Origin of the sequence: Candidatus Pristimantibacillus lignocellulolyticus, from assembly GCA_023639215.1 — a bacterium.
GTDB classification, from domain to species: Bacteria; Bacillota; Bacilli; order Paenibacillales; family Paenibacillaceae; genus Pristimantibacillus; species Pristimantibacillus lignocellulolyticus.
This window is the reverse complement of record CP097899.1, coordinates 1511679-1530609: the sequence shown is the minus strand read 5'-3', so window position 1 is coordinate 1530609 and position 18931 is coordinate 1511679. Positions and strand designations below refer to the sequence as shown.

The following is an 18931-nucleotide window of genomic DNA, read 5'->3' as shown; positions in this document are numbered from 1 at the left end:
TATATTTCCTTACATACAATAAAAGGAGATGAGTCGTAATGAGTAAATTAAAACGTCTGCGTAAATCTAAAAGTAATCATTCTAGTTCCACTCGCTCTGAATATTCATCAGCAAAAAATAATTGGGGTAAAAAGCAGGTTATAGCTACTTCAATAGCGTTATCTGTTATTGCTTCTGGTGTAATTCCTTTTCAAACAGCTGATGCTTTAACTCGAGTAACTTCAGAAAGTGGAACAGTATGGGAAATTCACGATAATTTTGCCCCTAGTTTAGACACTGGAAGCTTGCGTACAGTCGGGAATACACAAGTACAAGGCTTTGGTAATATATTTGTTAAAGTGTCATCACCTTCGGCTTCGCTAATGAATGGTCAAATGATGCGTGGGTTTAACTTGAAATACGATGGCACTAATAAATTCATTTCGACTCAATCTGTAAATCTAGGAAATATATTAATTACACGTGAGGTGTACATTGATAGAGTAACTAATAGAACTAGATTCTTTGATACATTCACGAATATAAATAGTGAAGCTGTAACGGTTGATGTATCTTTCGGCGGATCTTTAGGGTATGGTACTACTACTAATGCTGCAAAAATAAAGGCAACCTCCTCTGACGATCTAGATGTAACTACGGATGATTCTTGGATTGTCGTAGATAGCGATGCTAGAAATAATAAGCCAGTAGGTATTGCAATTGGATCTCCAGATCCATTTGATAATGGATTAACTGGACTAGGTAATCAGCAAAAGGATCCATTTACAACACCGTTAGTTAAGTCTGGAAATGATGCAAATTTCTATGGTTTCATTAATACATTAAGTATTGAGCCAGGTGAGTCAAAATCTCTAGTAAATTATGTACAAGTTGGAGAAGCTGGTGAGGAAGGGTTAGTAAAAATGGTTACTATGCTAGATGAACTTAATAGTCAGCTAGATGTAACTGGTTTAACCAACGCACAAATCCTTTCCATTAGCAACTGGGATATATCTGGTATAGAGGGGCTTGATACTGGAGATAAGCTAGCTATTCCAGATGCTCCTACAATGAAAGAATTCGTGACTTCATCCCCATATGATGTTACGAATAAATCAATTGCAGAAATGCAGCAGGATATGATTAATGGTAAAACGACTTCTGTAGAAATTACTCAAGCATATTTAGATAGAATTAATGCATACGATAAGGGTCAATTAGGATTCCATGCATTCTTACATGAATCTGAAACTGCACTTGTGCAAGCGAAAGCTGCTGATAATGCTCGTGCATCAGGTGCAACAGGTGATCTGCTAGGTATTCCAATTGCAATTAAAGATATTTATGATACAAAGGATATGCCTACTACAGGTGGTACAAAAGCTCTTGAAGGCTGGCGACCAAGTTCTGATGCATTCCAAGTGGCTAAGCTAAGAGAAGCTGGAGCTATAATTATTGGTAAAGTAAATACTTCTGAGTTCGCTAATAGCGGAAGTTTTAGTGAGAGTGGTTGGATGCAAACATGGAATGCACTATATCCATCAAAAACATCTTTTGGTTCAAGTGGAGGATCAGCAGTATCTGTTGCCGCTGATTTTGCAGCAGCAGCAATGGGATCGCAAACAGGAGTGTCTCTATATGCACCAAGTACAGGTGCGAGCTTAACTAACTTCCGCGGGACAGACGGTATGGCAAGTGCTACTGGTGTAATGCCACTCACTTGGGGACAAGATTATGCAGGTCCAATAGCTAAAACAGTAACTGATCTAGCTATTCTGTTAAATGCTACAACGGGTACGGATCCACAGGATATTTTCACAGTGACTGCCGATGCAGATAATAAGCGTCCAGCTGACTGGAAGGAATCACTAGATGCTAATGCATTGCAAGGTAAGAAAATAGGATATATTCCTGCATCCTTCGTATCAACATTTGCGACTGATGATACTGGACAAGCAGTAATGAATAAATTCTCGGAGCTTGAAGCAGCTGGTGCGACAATGGTTGAAATGTCAGCAGTACCATCAGCACCAAGTCGTCCATCAGGTATCAATGGATCTACAGAAGGTTGGGCACGTTATATAGAGCTTCATAAAGATTTCCCTTACATTGATGGAGCAAGTGTACTAGCTTCAGAGGAAGTGCTTATTTATAATCAAAGAACATATAGTACTCCTATTCGTATGACAGAACAGGCTGTACAAGATTATATTAAGTATAGAACTGACTATAAGGATGTTATTAAAGGATGGATGGACGAGAATGGCGTGGATGCTGTTGTTTACGCAGGATTTATTAGTGACGTATATAACAATGACGCAGCTGCTTCACAATTAAGTTCTGACCGTGGAACGGGTGTACTAACGTCTAATGTTGGACTACCTACCGTAGTTGTACCAGTAGGGACGAACGCTAGTGGATATTCAATTTCTATGCAACTTGTTGGTAGAGCTTGGGATGATGCAAAAATTTTGGGTATGGGCTATGCTCTAGAGCAACAAAGTCAAGCTAGATTACATTCAACATTTGTTCCTGCACTTCGATACGTTTCAGGTCCAGGCACAGATAATGGAGGAGTAACCCCTCCAACACCAACACCAACACCAACACCAACACCAGTCCCAACAGATAAGCCGGAAGTTGTTAGTTTTGTAGATACAACTGATCATTGGGCTAAAGCAAGCATTGACGTTCTTATTACTGAGGGATTACTAAACGGTTATTCAGATGGAACATTCCGTCCAGATTCAGGTTTGACTCGCGCTGAAGCGATTAAAGTAATTACAACTTACTTGGGACTAGAAGGACAAGTAAGTAGCTTTACAGATGTAACTTCAAATCACTGGGCTAATACGTATATTGGTGCAGCTGCTCAATCAGGCTTGATGAATGGATATAGTGATGGGTCATTCCGACCAGATGAGAAAATGAGTCGTGGTGAATTAGCGGCACTAATCACTAGAGCCTTTAAGTTAACAGGTACTGGGAATACGTCATTCAAAGACGTCAATGGAAATGCCTGGTTCTATGAGTATATTGATGCACTCGCATCCAATAAAATTATTACAGGGTACGCAGACAGCACATTTAAGCCTGAAAAAGATATTACTAGAGCAGAATTTGCAACAGTTATTGCTAGATTACTAGAAACATTGAAATCATAGATATAAATTTTATTAAGAGCTTCAGACTGTAGGAAACTAGTGAAGATTAGTTTTCCTACAGTCTTTTTTTGTATTAAAAGGGATCTATATCTTAAATTGAGGAGTCAACGATACTAACAAAACAATCGTCCACGAAATAAAACCGATTAGAACATAAAAAACTAGTAATCGCAACATGTAGTAAAATTCATACTGCAAGTGCAACCAATCTTGCGAACTTTCTACTATATAGATAAGATCATATTCAATGAACCATGAGATGATAAAGAGATAAGATTTGCCAAAGGAGAATAGCGAATGGAAGACCAAGGAATAGTTCATCTATACTTGCAGCGTTCGCAGCAAGCGCTTTTAGAAACTAAAAACAAATATGGGGCGTACTGCAAAGCAATTGCAAGAAACATACTTTCCAATTATTCAGATATTGAAGAGTGTGAGAACGATACATATTTAGCAGCATGGAATGCAATACCACCTAATATGCCTAGGAAGTTCTCTGTATTTCTAGGGAGAATCGCACGTAATATTGCACTTGATAAATATGGTTATAATACAGCGAAAAAGCGTAATCGTGAGTTTGAAGTTATTCTAACTGAATTAGAAGAATGTTTAGCTTCTCCTAATACTGTAGAAACAGAGTATGAAGCTGGAGAGATTGCCCACTTAATTAATCACTTTTTATATACGATAGATGAGCAAACAAGAAATTTATTTATTAGGAGGTATTGGTACTCTGATTCCATAAAGAATATTTCTAAAATGTTCAATATGAGTAATAGTAAAGTGAAATCAACATTATTTCGAACAAGAAATAAACTTAGAGATTATCTACTCAAAGAGGGGATTAACTTATGAAAAGTGAAGATTTATATCGGGAAATTGGGTTAATTAATGAAAACTTAATTGATTCTGCCGGGCATAGTGGAATAGAAAATAGGAAAAAAAGCTTCTCAAAAAAGTGGATTGTTTTGGTTGCATGTCTTGTTCTATATAGTTCTACTGCTACTGTTCTGTTAGCAACAGACTATATTAAGAATCAAAACACTGAGCCATATATACGTTATTTAACAGCTGAAAGCATGGAGTTACAACCTGTCACTCATTATGATGCGGATAAATTTTTGAAAGCTTTAAAAAGTGACAACAATGAATATGTTTATATTGCAATTAATCGTCTAGTTGAAAGTTTTAATGATGAAAGTTTGAGAGTAAAAGCATTAATAGAAATTCAGCCATTTGTGGAAAGTGAAAATCAAAAAATTGCAGATGCAGCAGCTTTTGCCGTAGATATTCTTTCAAAAACATACGAAAGTCCTTATATTGTTAAGCTAGCAGATGGTAGTATCGTCTTTACGTTGTTTAACAACTATTCAGATTATGGAAGTCAGAATGTTCTATGGAGAATAAAAGACAATGTGCTTGAAGAGTATTTTCACTATTCCAGAACAGCCATGTATATTAGAAAAATAATTCCTTCACCAGATCGAAAACTCATTGCAGTAGTTATGAACTCTAATAAAAGCGACTTTATTGATATTATTAATGTTGAAGATAGAATGACAAGTCCAGAATTAGTAGAATCAGCAAGAGTTAATTATGGTGCACAAAAAGAATTTGATACATGGATTCGCATAGATCATGAGAATTATAGCTATGTCAATGACATAGTGTGGACTGACAATGATACTTTACAGTTTGAGGGTTCCCTTGCATACGAAGATACTGCAATTATTGAAGATGTTATTGTGACGTATCAGTTTAGTAAGAAGGAAATGGAAGTAAAAAAACTTAATGAATCCAGATGAGACTGACACAAACTTAATGATGATGAAGATTATAGTTTCTAACAATAGCTTTCGAATATGTTATTGGATGACAATATTGTGGCTGTAACGTGCTACATTTCATTAACATAAAATTATCTTTATAGGTTAGGATATTCTACACAATTCCATGTCATACTAACAAAAACATAAGGATGGGGTTGGTAAAATGTTAAACGTAATTCAGCCGGGACAAATCGTGTATGTAATTATTCGAAACCCTCATGTTCAGGGAGTAGCTAATGTTCAGGAAGCTGCAGTTGTGATGGATCCTAATTCTCCCGGTAATCTTTCACTATTTATTTATGAGACATACTATCCATTAAACGATGAATTTGCCATATATCAATCAGCAAGTGAGGCTGAAGAGGCCTACAGAGACTCTTTTGGGTTTACTGATATGGAGGGTTATTATGGTTAAGCCTTTCGTACCTCAACTTGTTTATGTCGAACCAAGAGCACTAGAATATCCTTTAGGAAGAGAATTAATAACAAAATTTGATAATATGGGGATTGAAATTAGAGAGACTACCTCACATAACCAAATACGAAACCTGCCTGGAGACAACGATTTTCAAAAATATAGAAATGCTAAGTCAACTCTAGTCGTTGGGGTTAGAAAAACTTTAAAATTTGATACGTCAAAACCATCTGCAGAGTATGCAATTCCATTTGCAACGGGGTGTATGGGTCATTGTCATTATTGTTATTTACAAACTACTATGGGTAGTAAGCCGTATATCCGTACATATGTTAATCTTGATGACATCTTTGAAGCCGCCAATCAATATATGAAGGAGAGAGCTCCAGAAATAACACGGTTTGAAGCATCCTGTACGTCAGATATCGTTGGTATTGATCATTTAACACATTCTCTAAAGAGGGCTATTGAATTTTTTGGCGAATCTGAATTAGGACGATTACGTTTTGTAACCAAATTTGCTCATGTTGATCATTTACTTGATGCCAAGCATAATGGTCGCACACGATTTCGCTTCAGTATGAATGACGACTATATAATAAAAAATTTTGAACCGGGGACATCTAGACAATCTGAGAGGATGGAAGCTGCTAGGAAAGTGGGGGAGGCGGGATATCCTTTAGGTTTCATAATTGCTCCAATCTATTTGCACGAAGGATGGAAAGAGGGATATAAGGTCATGTTCGAGAGGTTAGAATCGGTACTTTCCGATTCTGCGAAGAAAGATTTAACCTTCGAATTAATTCAACATCGATTTACTAAACCAGCGAAGAATGTTATAGAGAAGAATTATCCGATGACAAAACTGGAGCTTGATGAAACTAAAAGGAAATGGAAATGGGGACGATATGGAATTGGAAAATATGTTTATACAGACCAAGAGCAGGAAGATATTAAAGAAACACTTGGCGGTTATATTAACCACTATTTCCCTCAATCTACTATTGAGTATTTCACATAAATATTAAGATTCTTAGACTACACCTCAGTTGATTCCATGATTAAATTGAGCCCAAAAACATTACTAAAAAAGCCTTAACCCTACCAATAGGTAGGGTTAAGGCTTTACTAATATATTATGCTAGTCGCATCTTGAAATCTTCATAGCCGAACTCACGAACGACACGGCAATTTCCGTCTTTATCCTGCAACGCAATAGCAGGCAGTGGCATACCGTTGAAGGTATTTGTTTTCACCATGGAGTAAATCGCCATATCTCCAAATACTAATCGGTCACCGATCTGTAACGGCTGATCGAAGGAGTAGTCTCCGATTACATCGCCCGTAAGACAAGTCGGACCGCCAAGTCGATAAGTGTAAGGTTTCTCGCCAGCTTCGCCTGAACCGAACAGCGGCGGACGATAAGGCATTTCGAGAACATCTGGCATATGACATGTTGCCGATGTATCCACGATAGCGATTTCGATACCGTTCTTATTCATATCCAGAACGGATGTAACCATATAACCTGCATTAAGCGCGATGGCTTCTCCAGGTTCAAGATAGACTTCCAAGTCGTATTTTTGCTGCATTCGTGCAATACAAGCTTCAAGTCTCGGGATATCATAGTCTTCTCTAGTGATATGATGACCGCCACCGAAGTTGATCCATTCCATTTGAGATAACCATGGTCCGAATCTGTCTTCGACTGCATTAAGCGTAGTCTCCAAATCATCCGAGTTCTGTTGGCAAAGGGTATGGAAGTGCAATCCCGAAACGCCATCAAGTAGATCCGGACGGAAATCCTCTAGCTTCACGCCAAATCTTGAACCGATCGCACAAGGATCATAGATTTCATGCCCCTCTTGTGTCGAACATTCTGGATTGATACGAACTCCTATTTTTCTACCAGCAGCAAGAGCTTTAGCTTTATACTTTTCCAGCTGGGAGAAAGAATTAAAGATGATATGATCACAAATTGCAATAATTTCTTCAATTTCATCTTCACGATAGGCAGGAGCAAAGACGTGATTTTCTTTGCCCATTTCCTCGTGACCTAGACGTGCTTCGAATAAACCACTCGCAGTTGTACCGCTTAAATATTTTCCAATGAGCGGATACATAGCAGTCATGGAAAAAGCTTTTTGCGCAAGCAAAATTTTGGCTCCAGTACGCTCTATAACTCCGCTTAGAATATTAAGGTTTTTTTCGATGAGTGCTTCATCTACTACAAAACAGGGTGTCGGTAATTCCTCGAACCTCATGTTAGCGAACCAACTCCGGCTTTTTAGCTTCCTCAGGCAATGCATCAACTAGAACAGGATTAAAGTCTTCTACCCATGGAAGGCCCCATTTGTTCAGTTCTTCCATGAATGGATCTGGATCGAACTCTTCGATATTGAATACGCCTGGTTTATTCCATTTACCAGTCATGACCATTGCTGCACCGATCATGGCAGGAACGCCAGTTGTATAAGAGATCGCTTGAGAGCCAACTTCTTTATAGCACTCTTGGTGGTCGCAAACATTGTATACATAGTAAGTCTTGTCTTGACCGTCTTTTTTACCTTTGAAGATACAACCAATATTCGTTTTGCCCACTGTACGAGGTCCTAGGGAAGCCGGGTCTGGTAGTACAGCTTTCAAGAATTGAAGAGGAATGATTTGTTTTCCTTCGTATTCGATTGGTTCGATGGAAGTCATTCCTACGTTTTCAAGTGCTTTTAAGTGCATAAGGTAGCTTGGTCCGAAAGTCATAAAGAAACGGATACGTTTTAGTCCAGGCATGTTTTGTGCAAGAGATTCAAGCTCTTCATGGTATAACAAATACATGTCTTTTTGACCGACTTCAGCGAAATTATATTCGCGCTTAATTTCCATCGGTTTCGTCTCGATCCATTCTCCATTTTCCCAGTAGCGTCCATTAGCGGATACTTCACGAATGTTGATTTCTGGGTTGAAGTTAGTTGCGAACGGATAACCGTGATCGCCGCCATTGCAATCCAAAATGTCGATATATTCAATTTCATCAAAATAGTGTTTAAGTGCATAAGCAGAGAATACGCCAGTTACACCTGGATCGAATCCGCTACCCAAAAGTGCTGTGATTCCAGCTTTTTCAAAGCGCTCACGGTAATCCCATTGCCATTTATATTCGAATTTCGCAGTATCTTCTGGCTCATAGTTTGCCGTATCCATATAGTTCGTTTTTGTAGCTAGGCAAGCATCCATGATCGTCAAATCTTGGTAAGGTAGAGCCAGATTCATAACGATATCTGGTTTAACTTCATTGATTAGAGCAATTAGCTCATCTACATTGTCTGCATCTACTTGTGCAGTTGTAATTTTTGTTTTGCCGCCGTCCAATTTCGCTTTTAAATCATCGCATTTTGATTTTGTGCGACTTGCGATACAGATTTCTTCAAAAACCTCACTGTTTTGAACACATTTGTGAATTGCTACTGATGCTACGCCTCCGGCGCCAATGACTAGTGCTTTTCCCATTATTCGATCTCCTATCACAAGTGAATTTTTAATACTGCAAAAACGGCAACAAAAAAAGCAAGCGAAACACGCACAATGCGCATCACACTTGCTCTGATATATATAAATAAAAAGATAGTCCCATTAAATATGACTGGACAAACTTCTTGCGTGCTCGTCAGCCATCAAACGTATAGTTTCATGGAAAGGTTCTTCATATTCAAATATATCATGTTAGGATCAGAGTCTATATAGCAAATAATTACTTTTACCACTCTTATTGACCGTTTCACAAGTTATGTGCATATGCACTGGTTGTAAAGTAACCAACTTATAAAATTTGAGCTTTTAACTCAATCAATAAGGCAACTAAAGTTGCCAATCGGCATTTGACCGGGCTGTCCGTATGGCCATAACTTCTTGTTAGAAGTGGTCAAAGGTTATCTGCTTGGAAAGATCCTAAATGCTTTGAATATTAGCTTTCCAATATCATTCTTCTACATAATAGCAGGATAGAGATGAGCGAGCAACATATTTTTTTGAAAACATGCAATTTTTTTTTACAGAGTTGGAAACTCATTGGGATAAGGAACTATACATTAACCTCCCCAATTACTACTACTCTATTCAGAAAACGAATTTTTGTTATAAAAATTTCTGTTAAGCCATCAGACTTAATACTATGGGTCATCAGTTTTATAGGCCACTTGAAAGTCGTCTTAACCTTTAATTTAGACCGCTTAGCTTAAAAGCGTATCTAAATCATCACTCACCGATTAGATTAATGTATGAAAAGTATAGGAAGCGAAAGGTGGTCTATATGAAGAAAATAGCATTGAGGGTAATCGTTTGTGTGATCATTGTAGTTGTCATTGGACTATGTGTTATAGCGATTATGAATAGACCGATATCTGAAGAAGCGGTAACTGAAAAAATCGAAAAACATTTAACCAAAATTGTAGAGAAAGACGATACGTTATCTAGTGTACTATTGACCATTCAGTCCAACCTAACAGGCTACTTTGAACAATTTGCAGTAGGTACGCAAAATCAATTATCAGATCAATCGGTTCAATTTGATAGTCAATATCATTCAGCCAGTATAGGTAAAACGATGTGTGCTGCTATCTATGGTATGTTAGTTGACGAAGGGAAAATCAGCTATGATGATAAAATCAGTTCTTGGCTAGATGATGATATCCTTAAGGGATTATTTGTAATAGACGGCATAGATTATAAGGATCAGGTAACGGTACAACAATTACTGAGTCATACATCTGGAATTGGTGATTATTTCGCTGGTCCGGTAAAAAAAGGGAAACCTCTATTGGAAATGATTACATCTAATCCGGATCTTTCATTTACTCCAGAAGAGTTAATTGCATTTACTACAGAAAACCAAGATGCTATAGGACTTCCGGGTCAACAATTTTATTATACGGATACGGGATATATTTTGCTTGGACTTATGCTGGAAGCTATCGAGAATAAATCATATTCAAATATTTTAGAAGAAAGAATATTTAATCCATTAGACATGAACGATAGTTATTTAATGTTTTATAACGATGAACTGGCTGATATTATTGGGATTTATATTAATGGAATCGACTATAGTGATAGAAATGCGTTATCAGTTGACTGGGCGGGCGGTGGTGTAGTTACGACTATGAACGATCTGTTAACATTTATGAGGGCTCTAGAAAATGGGACTTTACTATCTGATGAAGTTTATAGTAAGATGACCGACTTTAATCACCGCTATGAGAAAGGTATTTATTATGGAATGGGTATGATGTATTTCGACTTTAGTGAGTTATCATTTCTGCTGGGCTCAATGAGTGATGTTTATGGTGCTGTTGGGGCTACAGGAACTTATGCATTATATGATAAAGAAGAGGATACCTTTTTTATCGCAAATTTTGGATCGATTGATTATGCGGAAAAAGGTATAGAACAATTAGTCAAAATAAGAATGATTTATGATAGGATGATAGTTAAGTAAATATATTTCATAAGTTGTAAATAGGAGACACATGATGGTTCAATTATTGTGTTCAAGTAAAGTTTATGAAAAATTAAAACAAGAATTAGCAAAATACCAAATAGAGATTAAGGAAGAAAGTAATTTGGTACTAGTTGAAAAAGGATATGATCTGCCAAGCGGAAAGCTTAGTGTAGTGTTTGATGCGATGGATTATATGGATGTAATTAAGCTCTTGGTCTCCGGCATTCGAGAAGACATTCATTATATGAATACGCTAACTGGCTTAAGCGACAATAAATTTGTAGTTATTGAACCAAGGAATGTCTTGTATGTAGAAGCAGGTTCTGAAGGAATTATGGCGTACACAACGTCCAATCGCTATAGTATCAAGGAAACGCTGCAATACTATGAGAACCTGTGGCTGGTAAAAGGTTTCTTAAGAATCAACAAATCACAACTTGTTAATTTGCTACATGTAAAAGAAATTATCCCTTGGTTTAACTCTAGATATGTGCTTAGAATGGATAATAATGTTGAATTAGAAGTGTCAAAAATGTACTCAAAAAAGCTTCGTCACACACTCAAAATATAGGAGAACCATAATGGATAAAATTCATTTGGAAAATATAATAAAGTCATTTTTTCTGGGTCTCTTTATAGGTATTTTACTACAGTTTTTCAATGACACAAATGTGCTTTTCGAATATAAAATTGTGACGGTATTAGCCAGTGGAAGTATCGGATTTATTATTGGTTTTATTACGGAATGGCTAACAGCAATACTCCCGATTAGTATAGCAAACTCCAAAATCTACTTCTTTATAAACAACCTCATTGCATTAATTATAACCACTTTAATCATGTTATCCTTAGTTATAATCGCAGACGGTCAAATGGACAAACAAGGCGAATTTATACCAATATTATCGATAGTGCTGAGTATTATATGTATAGCAAATCTATTCGATTATATGATGTATCGGCGAGTCCAGCAGAAGTTAAAAACATTTAAAGCAATGATGAAAGATAAATAAGATATCGATTGGATTCCCTAAACAAACCCGTATCTATTGGATACGGGTTTGTTGTGTTCTAATGCAGGTTTGATGAGCACTTTTCATTTATCATATGGTCAGAATCTTTAGGGGATAAAATTACAGAAATAATAAATTTAACAAGTTATTGCACATCCATAAATTTTATACTATACTAATCCTACTGGATAACTAAGGATTAAATGGGTTTACTTTTTATTAGTTTTTTAGTGGTACCGAAGGAGTGTTAGTGTGATTGAGTTATTAGACATCAATAAAGAATATAGACAGAAAAAGAAAAGTATCACTGCACTTAATAATGTAAGCCTAAAAGTAGAAAAGGGCGAAATTTTCGGCATTATCGGAAGATCAGGTGCAGGAAAAAGTACATTACTGCGCTGTGTAAATTTACTCGAGACTCCTACTAGTGGGAAGGTGTTAGTTGACCATAGAGATTTGACGGCAATGGGAGAAAAGGAATTACAGGAGCAGCGAAGACAGATAGGTATGATCTTTCAGCATTTTAATTTGATGGCTACTATGACCGTAGCTCAAAACATCGCTTTTCCACTGAAGCTATCTCGTCTATCCAAGCAGGCAGTGTCAGATAGAGTTGAGCAATTGTTAGAGCTTGTCGGACTTTCTGGTCATAAAGATCATTATCCTAGTCAATTATCAGGTGGGCAAAAGCAACGAGTAGGTATAGCTAGATCATTGGCTACTAATCCTCAAGTGTTACTCTGTGATGAAGCAACATCAGCGTTAGATCCGCAAACCACAGAAAGTATCTTAATGCTATTGAAAGATATTAATGCTCAGTTAGGTATTACGATATTGCTTATTACTCATGAGATGGGAGTCATTCGCAAAATCTGTGATCGTGTTGCTGTTATGGATGAAGGTAATATTGTAGAAGTTGGCAACGTAATTGACGTTTTTTTGTATCCAAAGCAGTCGATTACGAAGCAATTTTTACATGAATCGGAGGATAGTATAGAACTGGTTATTGATCGTAACGGGCCAGTTACAGGACGTCTTATTTATATCCAGTATAGTGGTCATTTAACCTATGAGCCGATTATCTACGAAACGGTTAATCGTACGAGTGCGAAATTAACTATTCTCCAAGGAAAGATTTCCAAAATGAAGCATGTACCATATGGACAGCTGCTTATCGAGCTGCAGGGTACAGACAGTGATGTAGACTATATTATTACGAGCTTGCGTTCACAAGGATTGGAGGTAAATGAAATACAATGACTAACCTTTCATTTGTTTCCAATGCTCCTTTCTTTATTAATCATATCATCTCATATTTTGATAATGTCAGATGGGATGAAGTGTATAAGGCAACAAAGCAAACGTTAATTATGCTTGAATTTTCACTACCGTATATTGTTGCTATAGGCTTTGTCATAGGTATTCTACTTTTCCTGACTTCTAGTAAGCAAATGCTAGAAAACAAGGTTATATACGCCATAATATCCTTTGTTGTTAATGTTATGCGCTCCGTTCCCTTCGTTATATTAATCATAGTGCTGCTCCCACTAACCAAGATAATAGCAGGCACAAGCATTGGAGTTAAAGGGGCAATACCACCACTTGTTATAGCTGCGGCTCCGTTTTTTGCTAGATTAGTAGAATCCGCGCTTAGAGAAGTTGATCATGGCGTTGTAGAGGCTGCACAAGCAATGGGAGCTACTAAGTGGCAAATTGTTTGGCGAGTGATGCTACGAGAATCAAGAGCAGGGCTAATTACAGCAATAACGATTACGATGGTTACCTTAGTATCATATACCGCAATGGCTGGCATAGTAGGTGGCGGGGGAATCGGTGATCTAGCCATTCGCTACGGACATCATCGCTATAGAATTGATATGTTAATTGTAAGTGTTGTACTGATTGTCGTTCTAGTACAGCTCATGCAGATGTTTGGTGATCGACTAGTGCGTTATTTCAGTAAAAAGCAGTTGTAATGAAACAAAAAATAGATAAATATAATGGAGGAATTAGGATGAGAAAAACAAAGTTAACTTCAATTATTTTACTTGCATTAGTATTGCTACTTGCTGCTTGCGGAAATCAAGGAGGAAATACGGTCAACACTAACAATAGTACAAATGAAGCAACTGGCTCAAACAATGCAAGTAATGCTGACACAGGGGCTACTGAAGAAGTTGAAGAAGTAACAATTAAGGTAGGAGCATCACCAATTCCACACGCGGAAATTTTGAATTCATTAGTTCCAGTATTAAAAGAACAAGGAATTAATCTTGAAGTTATTGAATTTACTGATTATGTATTGCCTAATAAAACATTGTATGAAAAAGAACTTGACGCTAACTTTTTCCAGCATGTACCGTACCTAGATCAATTCAATGCGGATAATGGTTATGATCTAGTTAGTGTAGCGGGTGTACATGTTGAGCCATTTGGAGTGTATTCCAATAGTCTTACAACTATTTCTGAAATTAAAGATGGTGCCAAAATTGCAATACCAAATGACCCGTCTAATGGCGGTCGCTCGTTAATTCTTCTAGCACAAAATGGCTTGATTGAACTAGATGAAAATGCTGGACTAGAAGTAACAGTTTCTGATATTAAAAATAATCCAAGAGGCTTTGAATTTGTTGAGCTGGAAGCAGCAACAATTCCTCGCGTTCTTGATGAAGTAGATATTGCAGCTATTAATACTAACTATGCGTTGGAGGCTGGTTTAAACCCAGTAGAAGATGCATTGATTATTGAAGATAAGAACTCACCATATGTAAATATTTTAGTTACTCGTCCAGATAACCAAAAAGATGAAGCCATTGTTAAGCTTATTGAAGCTCTAAAATCATCTGAGGTAGAGAGCTTTATTAATGAGACTTATAAAGGCGCTGTTGTCCCGGCTTTTAATTAATTGATGAAATGATATTAATAGTAATATTACAAAAAAGTGCAAGCTATAAGCTTGCACTTTTTCAATTGCTGACAAGTTGATATGAAATAGAATGAGCAAAGTCGAAACATTATTAAAGTATTCTGACTATATTTTTAGAAATCGCTGAATATTGTTCGAATATTTTTAGATCATGGAATGGGAGTGGTATTAACCCACTTGAATGAGTATCGTTTAAAAACCTTTCGTTATTTTCTGTACTCGAATAAATCCCGATTGGTCGATTGCTTAGCATATTATCACACCAATAACATTCATCGCCAGTAATAATATATTTGTTATTATTCGATTCGAAATAAACGACAGATGAACCATTACTATGACCACCAATAACTTTAAATCTGAATAGGTCATTGTAAACATATTCATTTTCAACGGTCACAATGTTGCATTGAAGCAGTTTCTCTTTAATGGATTGTGAGCATTGTTGTAGTGCAATGTCATACTCATTTTTAGAAATAATAATTTCAGGGTTATTAAACAAGTCAAGATTTTCAATATGGTCAAAGTGACTGTGAGTAATAATTACGGTATCAACTACGCTTAGGTTATTAATAATGCTCTCTAATTCGAATTCAACGTCTGTAAAAGTAATACCCCATTGCTTCGCTACATTTTCTTCGCGAAATCCTGTATCAATAAAAATTGTTTTATTATTATGTTTTGCAATATAATAAGACCACGAAATCTTGACTAGTTCCTCCGAATTATTCGTATCACGGTATATATTTCTTAAGTGAAACAAAGATTCTCCAAATTTAACAGCATAGAGTTCCAGTTCCATGAGCTCAATCCTTTCATTTATTTCTTATTACTTCCAATTTTTACAATAAATTAGTAATCGTTTTTCTGTCAATAGTTAATAGTGTTGGTACAAGAATTGCTGATTAAATCATGGCTAAAAATTCTACAGATAGTTTGGAAGCAGGTAAGGTTTAAAGTTCAATAAGCCCTTCAATCTCGAAGAGCTTATTTCATATTTTATTATATTGTATGATGAACTAAGCTAAGTTTTTAACAACAGAGACAATGATAATTGCAATTACAGCAGCAACTAACATTTGAAATATGAATTTGGTTGTTTTGGAGTTCATAGTAGTATTACCTCACATTCCATTATTATTTATCAAATCGACGCTTACCGTAGATGAATATTGCTAAAATTACCGAGAAAATTGCCCAGATAAGCAAATTAACAATATTCCATTTAACTTCTGAAAAACCGCCATTGCCTTGTAAACTCATTAGTGCGGCTGAGAAGTTTTCTGTAGGTAGATAAGTAATTATCTTTGTAACAACAGAGCTATCAAACATAGAACCAAAAACAGATCCATAGATAAAGATGACGAGAATTGGCAATCCTACGATGGAAGTTTCCATTACAGTACGTGAGATAAGTCCAATAATAGTACCTAACGATATAAAAATTATTAGTGATAATATAATCATAATAGATAAGAAAAACAGACCGGGAACTTTAATTCCACTAATTATAATAGAGCCTGCGACAACTATTGAAGTAATTACAGCAGATAAAACACTTTTGCCCATCATAATTTCTAGCGTTGTAGCAGGGGAGAGTAATAAGACGCGCAATGTGCTTTTTTCCTTCTCTTCTGCCATCATGGATGCTTGAACAAAGGCACCGGTCATAACCAATGCAATATTAATCGGCATACTTAGCATGCTAGCGTCATTAGTACCTAAACGAGATATCATGAATGCAAAGCCTAAAGGTAAAAGTATTGAAATTAATATATAGTAATTTTTAATTAAATCTTTCCAATCCTTCGTAATAATTGCACGTACTCTCTTTATCGAAAATGTCATTGTAGTGACCTCCCAGTTAGTTTGATGAATATATCGCCTAAAGTTGGTTCATTAGAATGAATAGTAAGCAACTCTCCATTTTTCATATAATTTCCGATAGTTTTAGATCCTGCCTCATCCTGCCCTACGTTAATTGATGTACCATCCTTTAATACAATATTAATGGTTGAGTCACCGTGTTTAATACGCAGACTTTGCGGTGTATCCAGCTCTAGAATGGTTCCATTATGGAGAAATGCAATTCGATCACATAAATCTTCAGCTTCTTGCATGTCATGAGTGCTTAGGAAGATTGTCGTTCCAGCATCATTTAGTTTTCTTAAAACATTATGAATTTGCTGTTTATTCGTAGGGTCAAGTGCTGAAGTCGGTTCGTCTAGAAACAAAAGCTCCGGCTTATGTAAAATGGCACGCGCTAATGTTACTCTTTGCTTCATACCTTTGGAAAGCTGCTTAACAATCGTTTTCTTATCCTGTATAAGATTAACTTCTTGAAGCACTTCTTCAATGCGTTTGACATCGACATCGTATAGATTACAAAAAAGCTCTAAATTATCATAAACAGTAAGTCGATCATATAAGCCACTGTTATCTGTAAGAATACCAATCCGTTTCATTTGCTGGGAGTTCTGTAGATTTCCCACGTCGCTTCCAAACACGTTTACCGAACCAGATGTGTGTACAAGTTGAGAGGTTAATATTTTGACCATCGTAGTTTTACCGGAGCCACTTGGACCAAGTAATCCGAATATCTCACCGCGGTTAATTTGAAAACTAACTCCGTTTAGCGCTGACTTATGAGCAAATGCTTTAGTTAATTGGTTGACTTCAATCTGATATTCCATTTTGGCTAGCTCCTTTAATGTTGTTCTCGTCTTGCAACACCAACATTAAAGGAAATCCCGTAACCACGCATTATTTTAACGATAAAAAGAGTATATTAGGGGTTGAATGATGCGTATTTAACGGTGAATGATACAGCATTTTGTACGATAATCTGGTCCCGTTAGATGCCTAAAATGGTCTTTAACTCATCAAGCTTGCCTTTGGAAAGTGGAATTGAGCTTTTCTTATTATCATCTAAAATAAGGCTAAAGCTATTTCGTGTCCAAGTAATAACTTCACGTACTTTTTGCAAGTTGACAATGTACGAGCGATGGCATCGGAAGAAGCCAAATGCTTTAAGTTTTTGTTCGAGCTCATTCAAGGTAAGCATACAAGGGAATGTTTCTCCCTTTACATGCAGCATGGAAAGTCCATCGCTACTTTCAATGAAATTAATTTCTGTCGGATCGAATAAGATAATCTTATCTTCCACCTTAGCAGGAATTTTCTCTACACGAACAGGTCGTACTTCGATATGAACAGGTGCAGATGCCTCTGTCTGAATAGATACTTCAGACTGTTCGATCTGCTGCTCGGTTAACGTTGATTGATTACTCTCTACTTCGGCAGTATGGTCGATTGCAGCATCGATATCATTATCAATATGAGTAGCATGAGTAGTGACAATGTTAGTTTCACTACTAACGTCAATACCAGTATCCGGTACAATCAGTTTGTTATCCTCTTGATGAGCTGTTTCAGGTTCGTCGATAATCTCTATTTTTTTGAGCTCATGTTCATTCAATCTGTATACCTCATTAGTAATAGAAATGGCATCAGCCAAGTAGGAAGTCGTAATAAGAATAGCCTTTCCTTCATCCCGAAGTTCAGCGATTAATGTTCGAATAATAATATGGCTCTCAATATCAACATTTTGTTCAGGTTCTTCCAATATAATAAATGAAGGATTATGAATAATAGCTCTGCCTAGTTGCAAACGTTTCTTTTCGGAGAAACTTAACGTAGATAGTTTACTGTTGCGATGATCGAGTAAACCTATTCTTCGTAGAACTTCATCAATAGAAGTTGTTGTCTCATACAGATTTTTATAAAAAGTAAAATAGTCCTTCACAGTTAGGCGGTCATAGACGCCATCGTTTAGAAGAGAAATACCTATTTTATGTGTTTTTTTCTTAAATTCATGACGTAATTCATCGCCCTCAAATAGTACTTGTCCGCTTGATGCTGGAACAGTACCGAGAAGTAGTTCAATAAGCAAATGCCCAAGTTCACTATTACATTGAATAACGATACATTGACCACTTACAATTTCTAGATTAATTTCAGGGAGTAACAATGTGTTGCCTTTTCTCTTTACCAGTTGATTGATCATAAGTATAGACATAGTATCTACCTCTCACTATTAGATGGTTAATAATTC

At 36.5% G+C, this 18931-nt stretch carries 17 protein-coding genes; 11 read left to right on the top strand and 6 right to left on the bottom strand.

Annotation, left to right across the window (positions count from 1 at the left end):
* The first annotated feature begins 38 nt into the window (after positions 1-38).
* The 5 genes from NAG76_06340 (at position 39) to splB (ending at position 6408) form a co-directional block, all read left to right on the top strand.
* Positions 39-3143 carry an amidase family protein gene (locus NAG76_06340; GenBank protein ID URN95861.1) on the top strand — a complete coding sequence of 1035 codons (3105 nt, stop codon included), beginning with the start codon at positions 39-41 and terminating at the stop codon, positions 3141-3143.
* Between the two features lie 297 nt (positions 3144-3440).
* A complete protein-coding gene (locus NAG76_06335) occupies positions 3441-3998 on the top strand; it encodes a sigma-70 family RNA polymerase sigma factor (GenBank protein URN95860.1) in 558 nt (185 codons plus the stop codon).
* Positions 3995-4948, top strand: coding sequence for a hypothetical protein (locus NAG76_06330; GenBank protein ID URN95859.1), 954 nt, complete (start codon positions 3995-3997; stop codon positions 4946-4948). The genes NAG76_06335 and NAG76_06330 overlap by 4 nt, the downstream gene beginning before the upstream one ends.
* A 187-nt stretch (positions 4949-5135) precedes the next feature.
* On the top strand, positions 5136-5387 hold the full coding sequence (locus NAG76_06325; protein ID URN95858.1) for a transcriptional regulator: 252 nt from the start codon (positions 5136-5138) through the stop codon (positions 5385-5387).
* Entirely contained in the window at positions 5380-6408 is a 1029-nt protein-coding gene (gene splB, locus NAG76_06320) for a spore photoproduct lyase (GenBank protein URN95857.1), read from the top strand. Before NAG76_06325 ends, splB begins: the two co-directional genes overlap by 8 nt.
* A 115-nt stretch (positions 6409-6523) precedes the next feature.
* Here the strand turns inward: splB and nspC are convergent, their stop codons facing one another.
* Positions 6524-7651: a carboxynorspermidine decarboxylase gene (gene nspC / locus NAG76_06315; protein URN95856.1), complete on the bottom strand. Its 1128-nt coding sequence runs from the start codon at positions 7649-7651 to the stop codon at positions 6524-6526.
* Between the two features lies 1 nt (position 7652).
* On the bottom strand, positions 7653-8891 hold the full coding sequence (locus tag NAG76_06310; protein ID URN95855.1) for a saccharopine dehydrogenase family protein: 1239 nt from the start codon (positions 8889-8891) through the stop codon (positions 7653-7655).
* A 799-nt stretch (positions 8892-9690) separates the two neighbouring features.
* Here NAG76_06310 and NAG76_06305 point away from each other — a divergent pair.
* From NAG76_06305 to NAG76_06280, 6 genes are all read left to right on the top strand, one after another.
* A complete protein-coding gene (locus NAG76_06305) occupies positions 9691-10875 on the top strand; it encodes a beta-lactamase family protein (protein ID URN95854.1) in 1185 nt (394 codons plus the stop codon).
* 34 nt (positions 10876-10909) lie between these two features.
* Entirely contained in the window at positions 10910-11449 is a 540-nt protein-coding gene (locus NAG76_06300; GenBank protein URN95853.1) for a LytTR family transcriptional regulator DNA-binding domain-containing protein, read from the top strand.
* A 10-nt stretch (positions 11450-11459) separates the two neighbouring features.
* Positions 11460-11891, top strand: a complete 432-nt coding sequence (locus tag NAG76_06295) for a hypothetical protein (GenBank protein ID URN95852.1) — start codon at positions 11460-11462, stop codon at positions 11889-11891.
* Positions 11892-12143: 252 nt separating this feature from the next.
* Complete coding sequence (locus NAG76_06290) at positions 12144-13151, top strand: ATP-binding cassette domain-containing protein (protein ID URN95851.1); 1008 nt, start codon at positions 12144-12146, stop codon at positions 13149-13151.
* Between the two features lie 44 nt (positions 13152-13195).
* Positions 13196-13867, top strand: a complete 672-nt coding sequence (locus tag NAG76_06285; GenBank protein ID URN96777.1) for an ABC transporter permease — start codon at positions 13196-13198, stop codon at positions 13865-13867.
* A 38-nt stretch (positions 13868-13905) separates the two neighbouring features.
* On the top strand, positions 13906-14796 hold the full coding sequence (locus NAG76_06280; GenBank protein ID URN95850.1) for a MetQ/NlpA family ABC transporter substrate-binding protein: 891 nt from the start codon (positions 13906-13908) through the stop codon (positions 14794-14796).
* A gap of 112 nt (positions 14797-14908) precedes the next feature.
* Here the strand turns inward: NAG76_06280 and NAG76_06275 are convergent, their stop codons facing one another.
* The 4 genes from NAG76_06275 to NAG76_06260 all read right to left on the bottom strand — a co-directional run bounded on the left by NAG76_06275 (position 14909) and on the right by NAG76_06260 (position 18895).
* Positions 14909-15619, bottom strand: coding sequence for an MBL fold metallo-hydrolase (locus tag NAG76_06275; protein URN95849.1), 711 nt, complete (start codon positions 15617-15619; stop codon positions 14909-14911).
* Between the two features lie 335 nt (positions 15620-15954).
* A complete protein-coding gene (locus tag NAG76_06270; protein URN95848.1) occupies positions 15955-16665 on the bottom strand; it encodes an ABC transporter permease in 711 nt (236 codons plus the stop codon).
* The gene (locus NAG76_06265; GenBank protein URN95847.1) at positions 16662-17510 is read right to left on the bottom strand and encodes an ABC transporter ATP-binding protein; all 849 of its coding nucleotides are present in this window, start codon (positions 17508-17510) and stop codon (positions 16662-16664) included. Before NAG76_06265 ends, NAG76_06270 begins: the two co-directional genes overlap by 4 nt.
* Positions 17511-17671: 161 nt before the next feature.
* The gene (locus NAG76_06260) at positions 17672-18895 is read right to left on the bottom strand and encodes a LytTR family transcriptional regulator DNA-binding domain-containing protein (GenBank protein URN95846.1); all 1224 of its coding nucleotides are present in this window, start codon (positions 18893-18895) and stop codon (positions 17672-17674) included.
* Positions 18896-18931 lie beyond the last annotated feature (36 nt).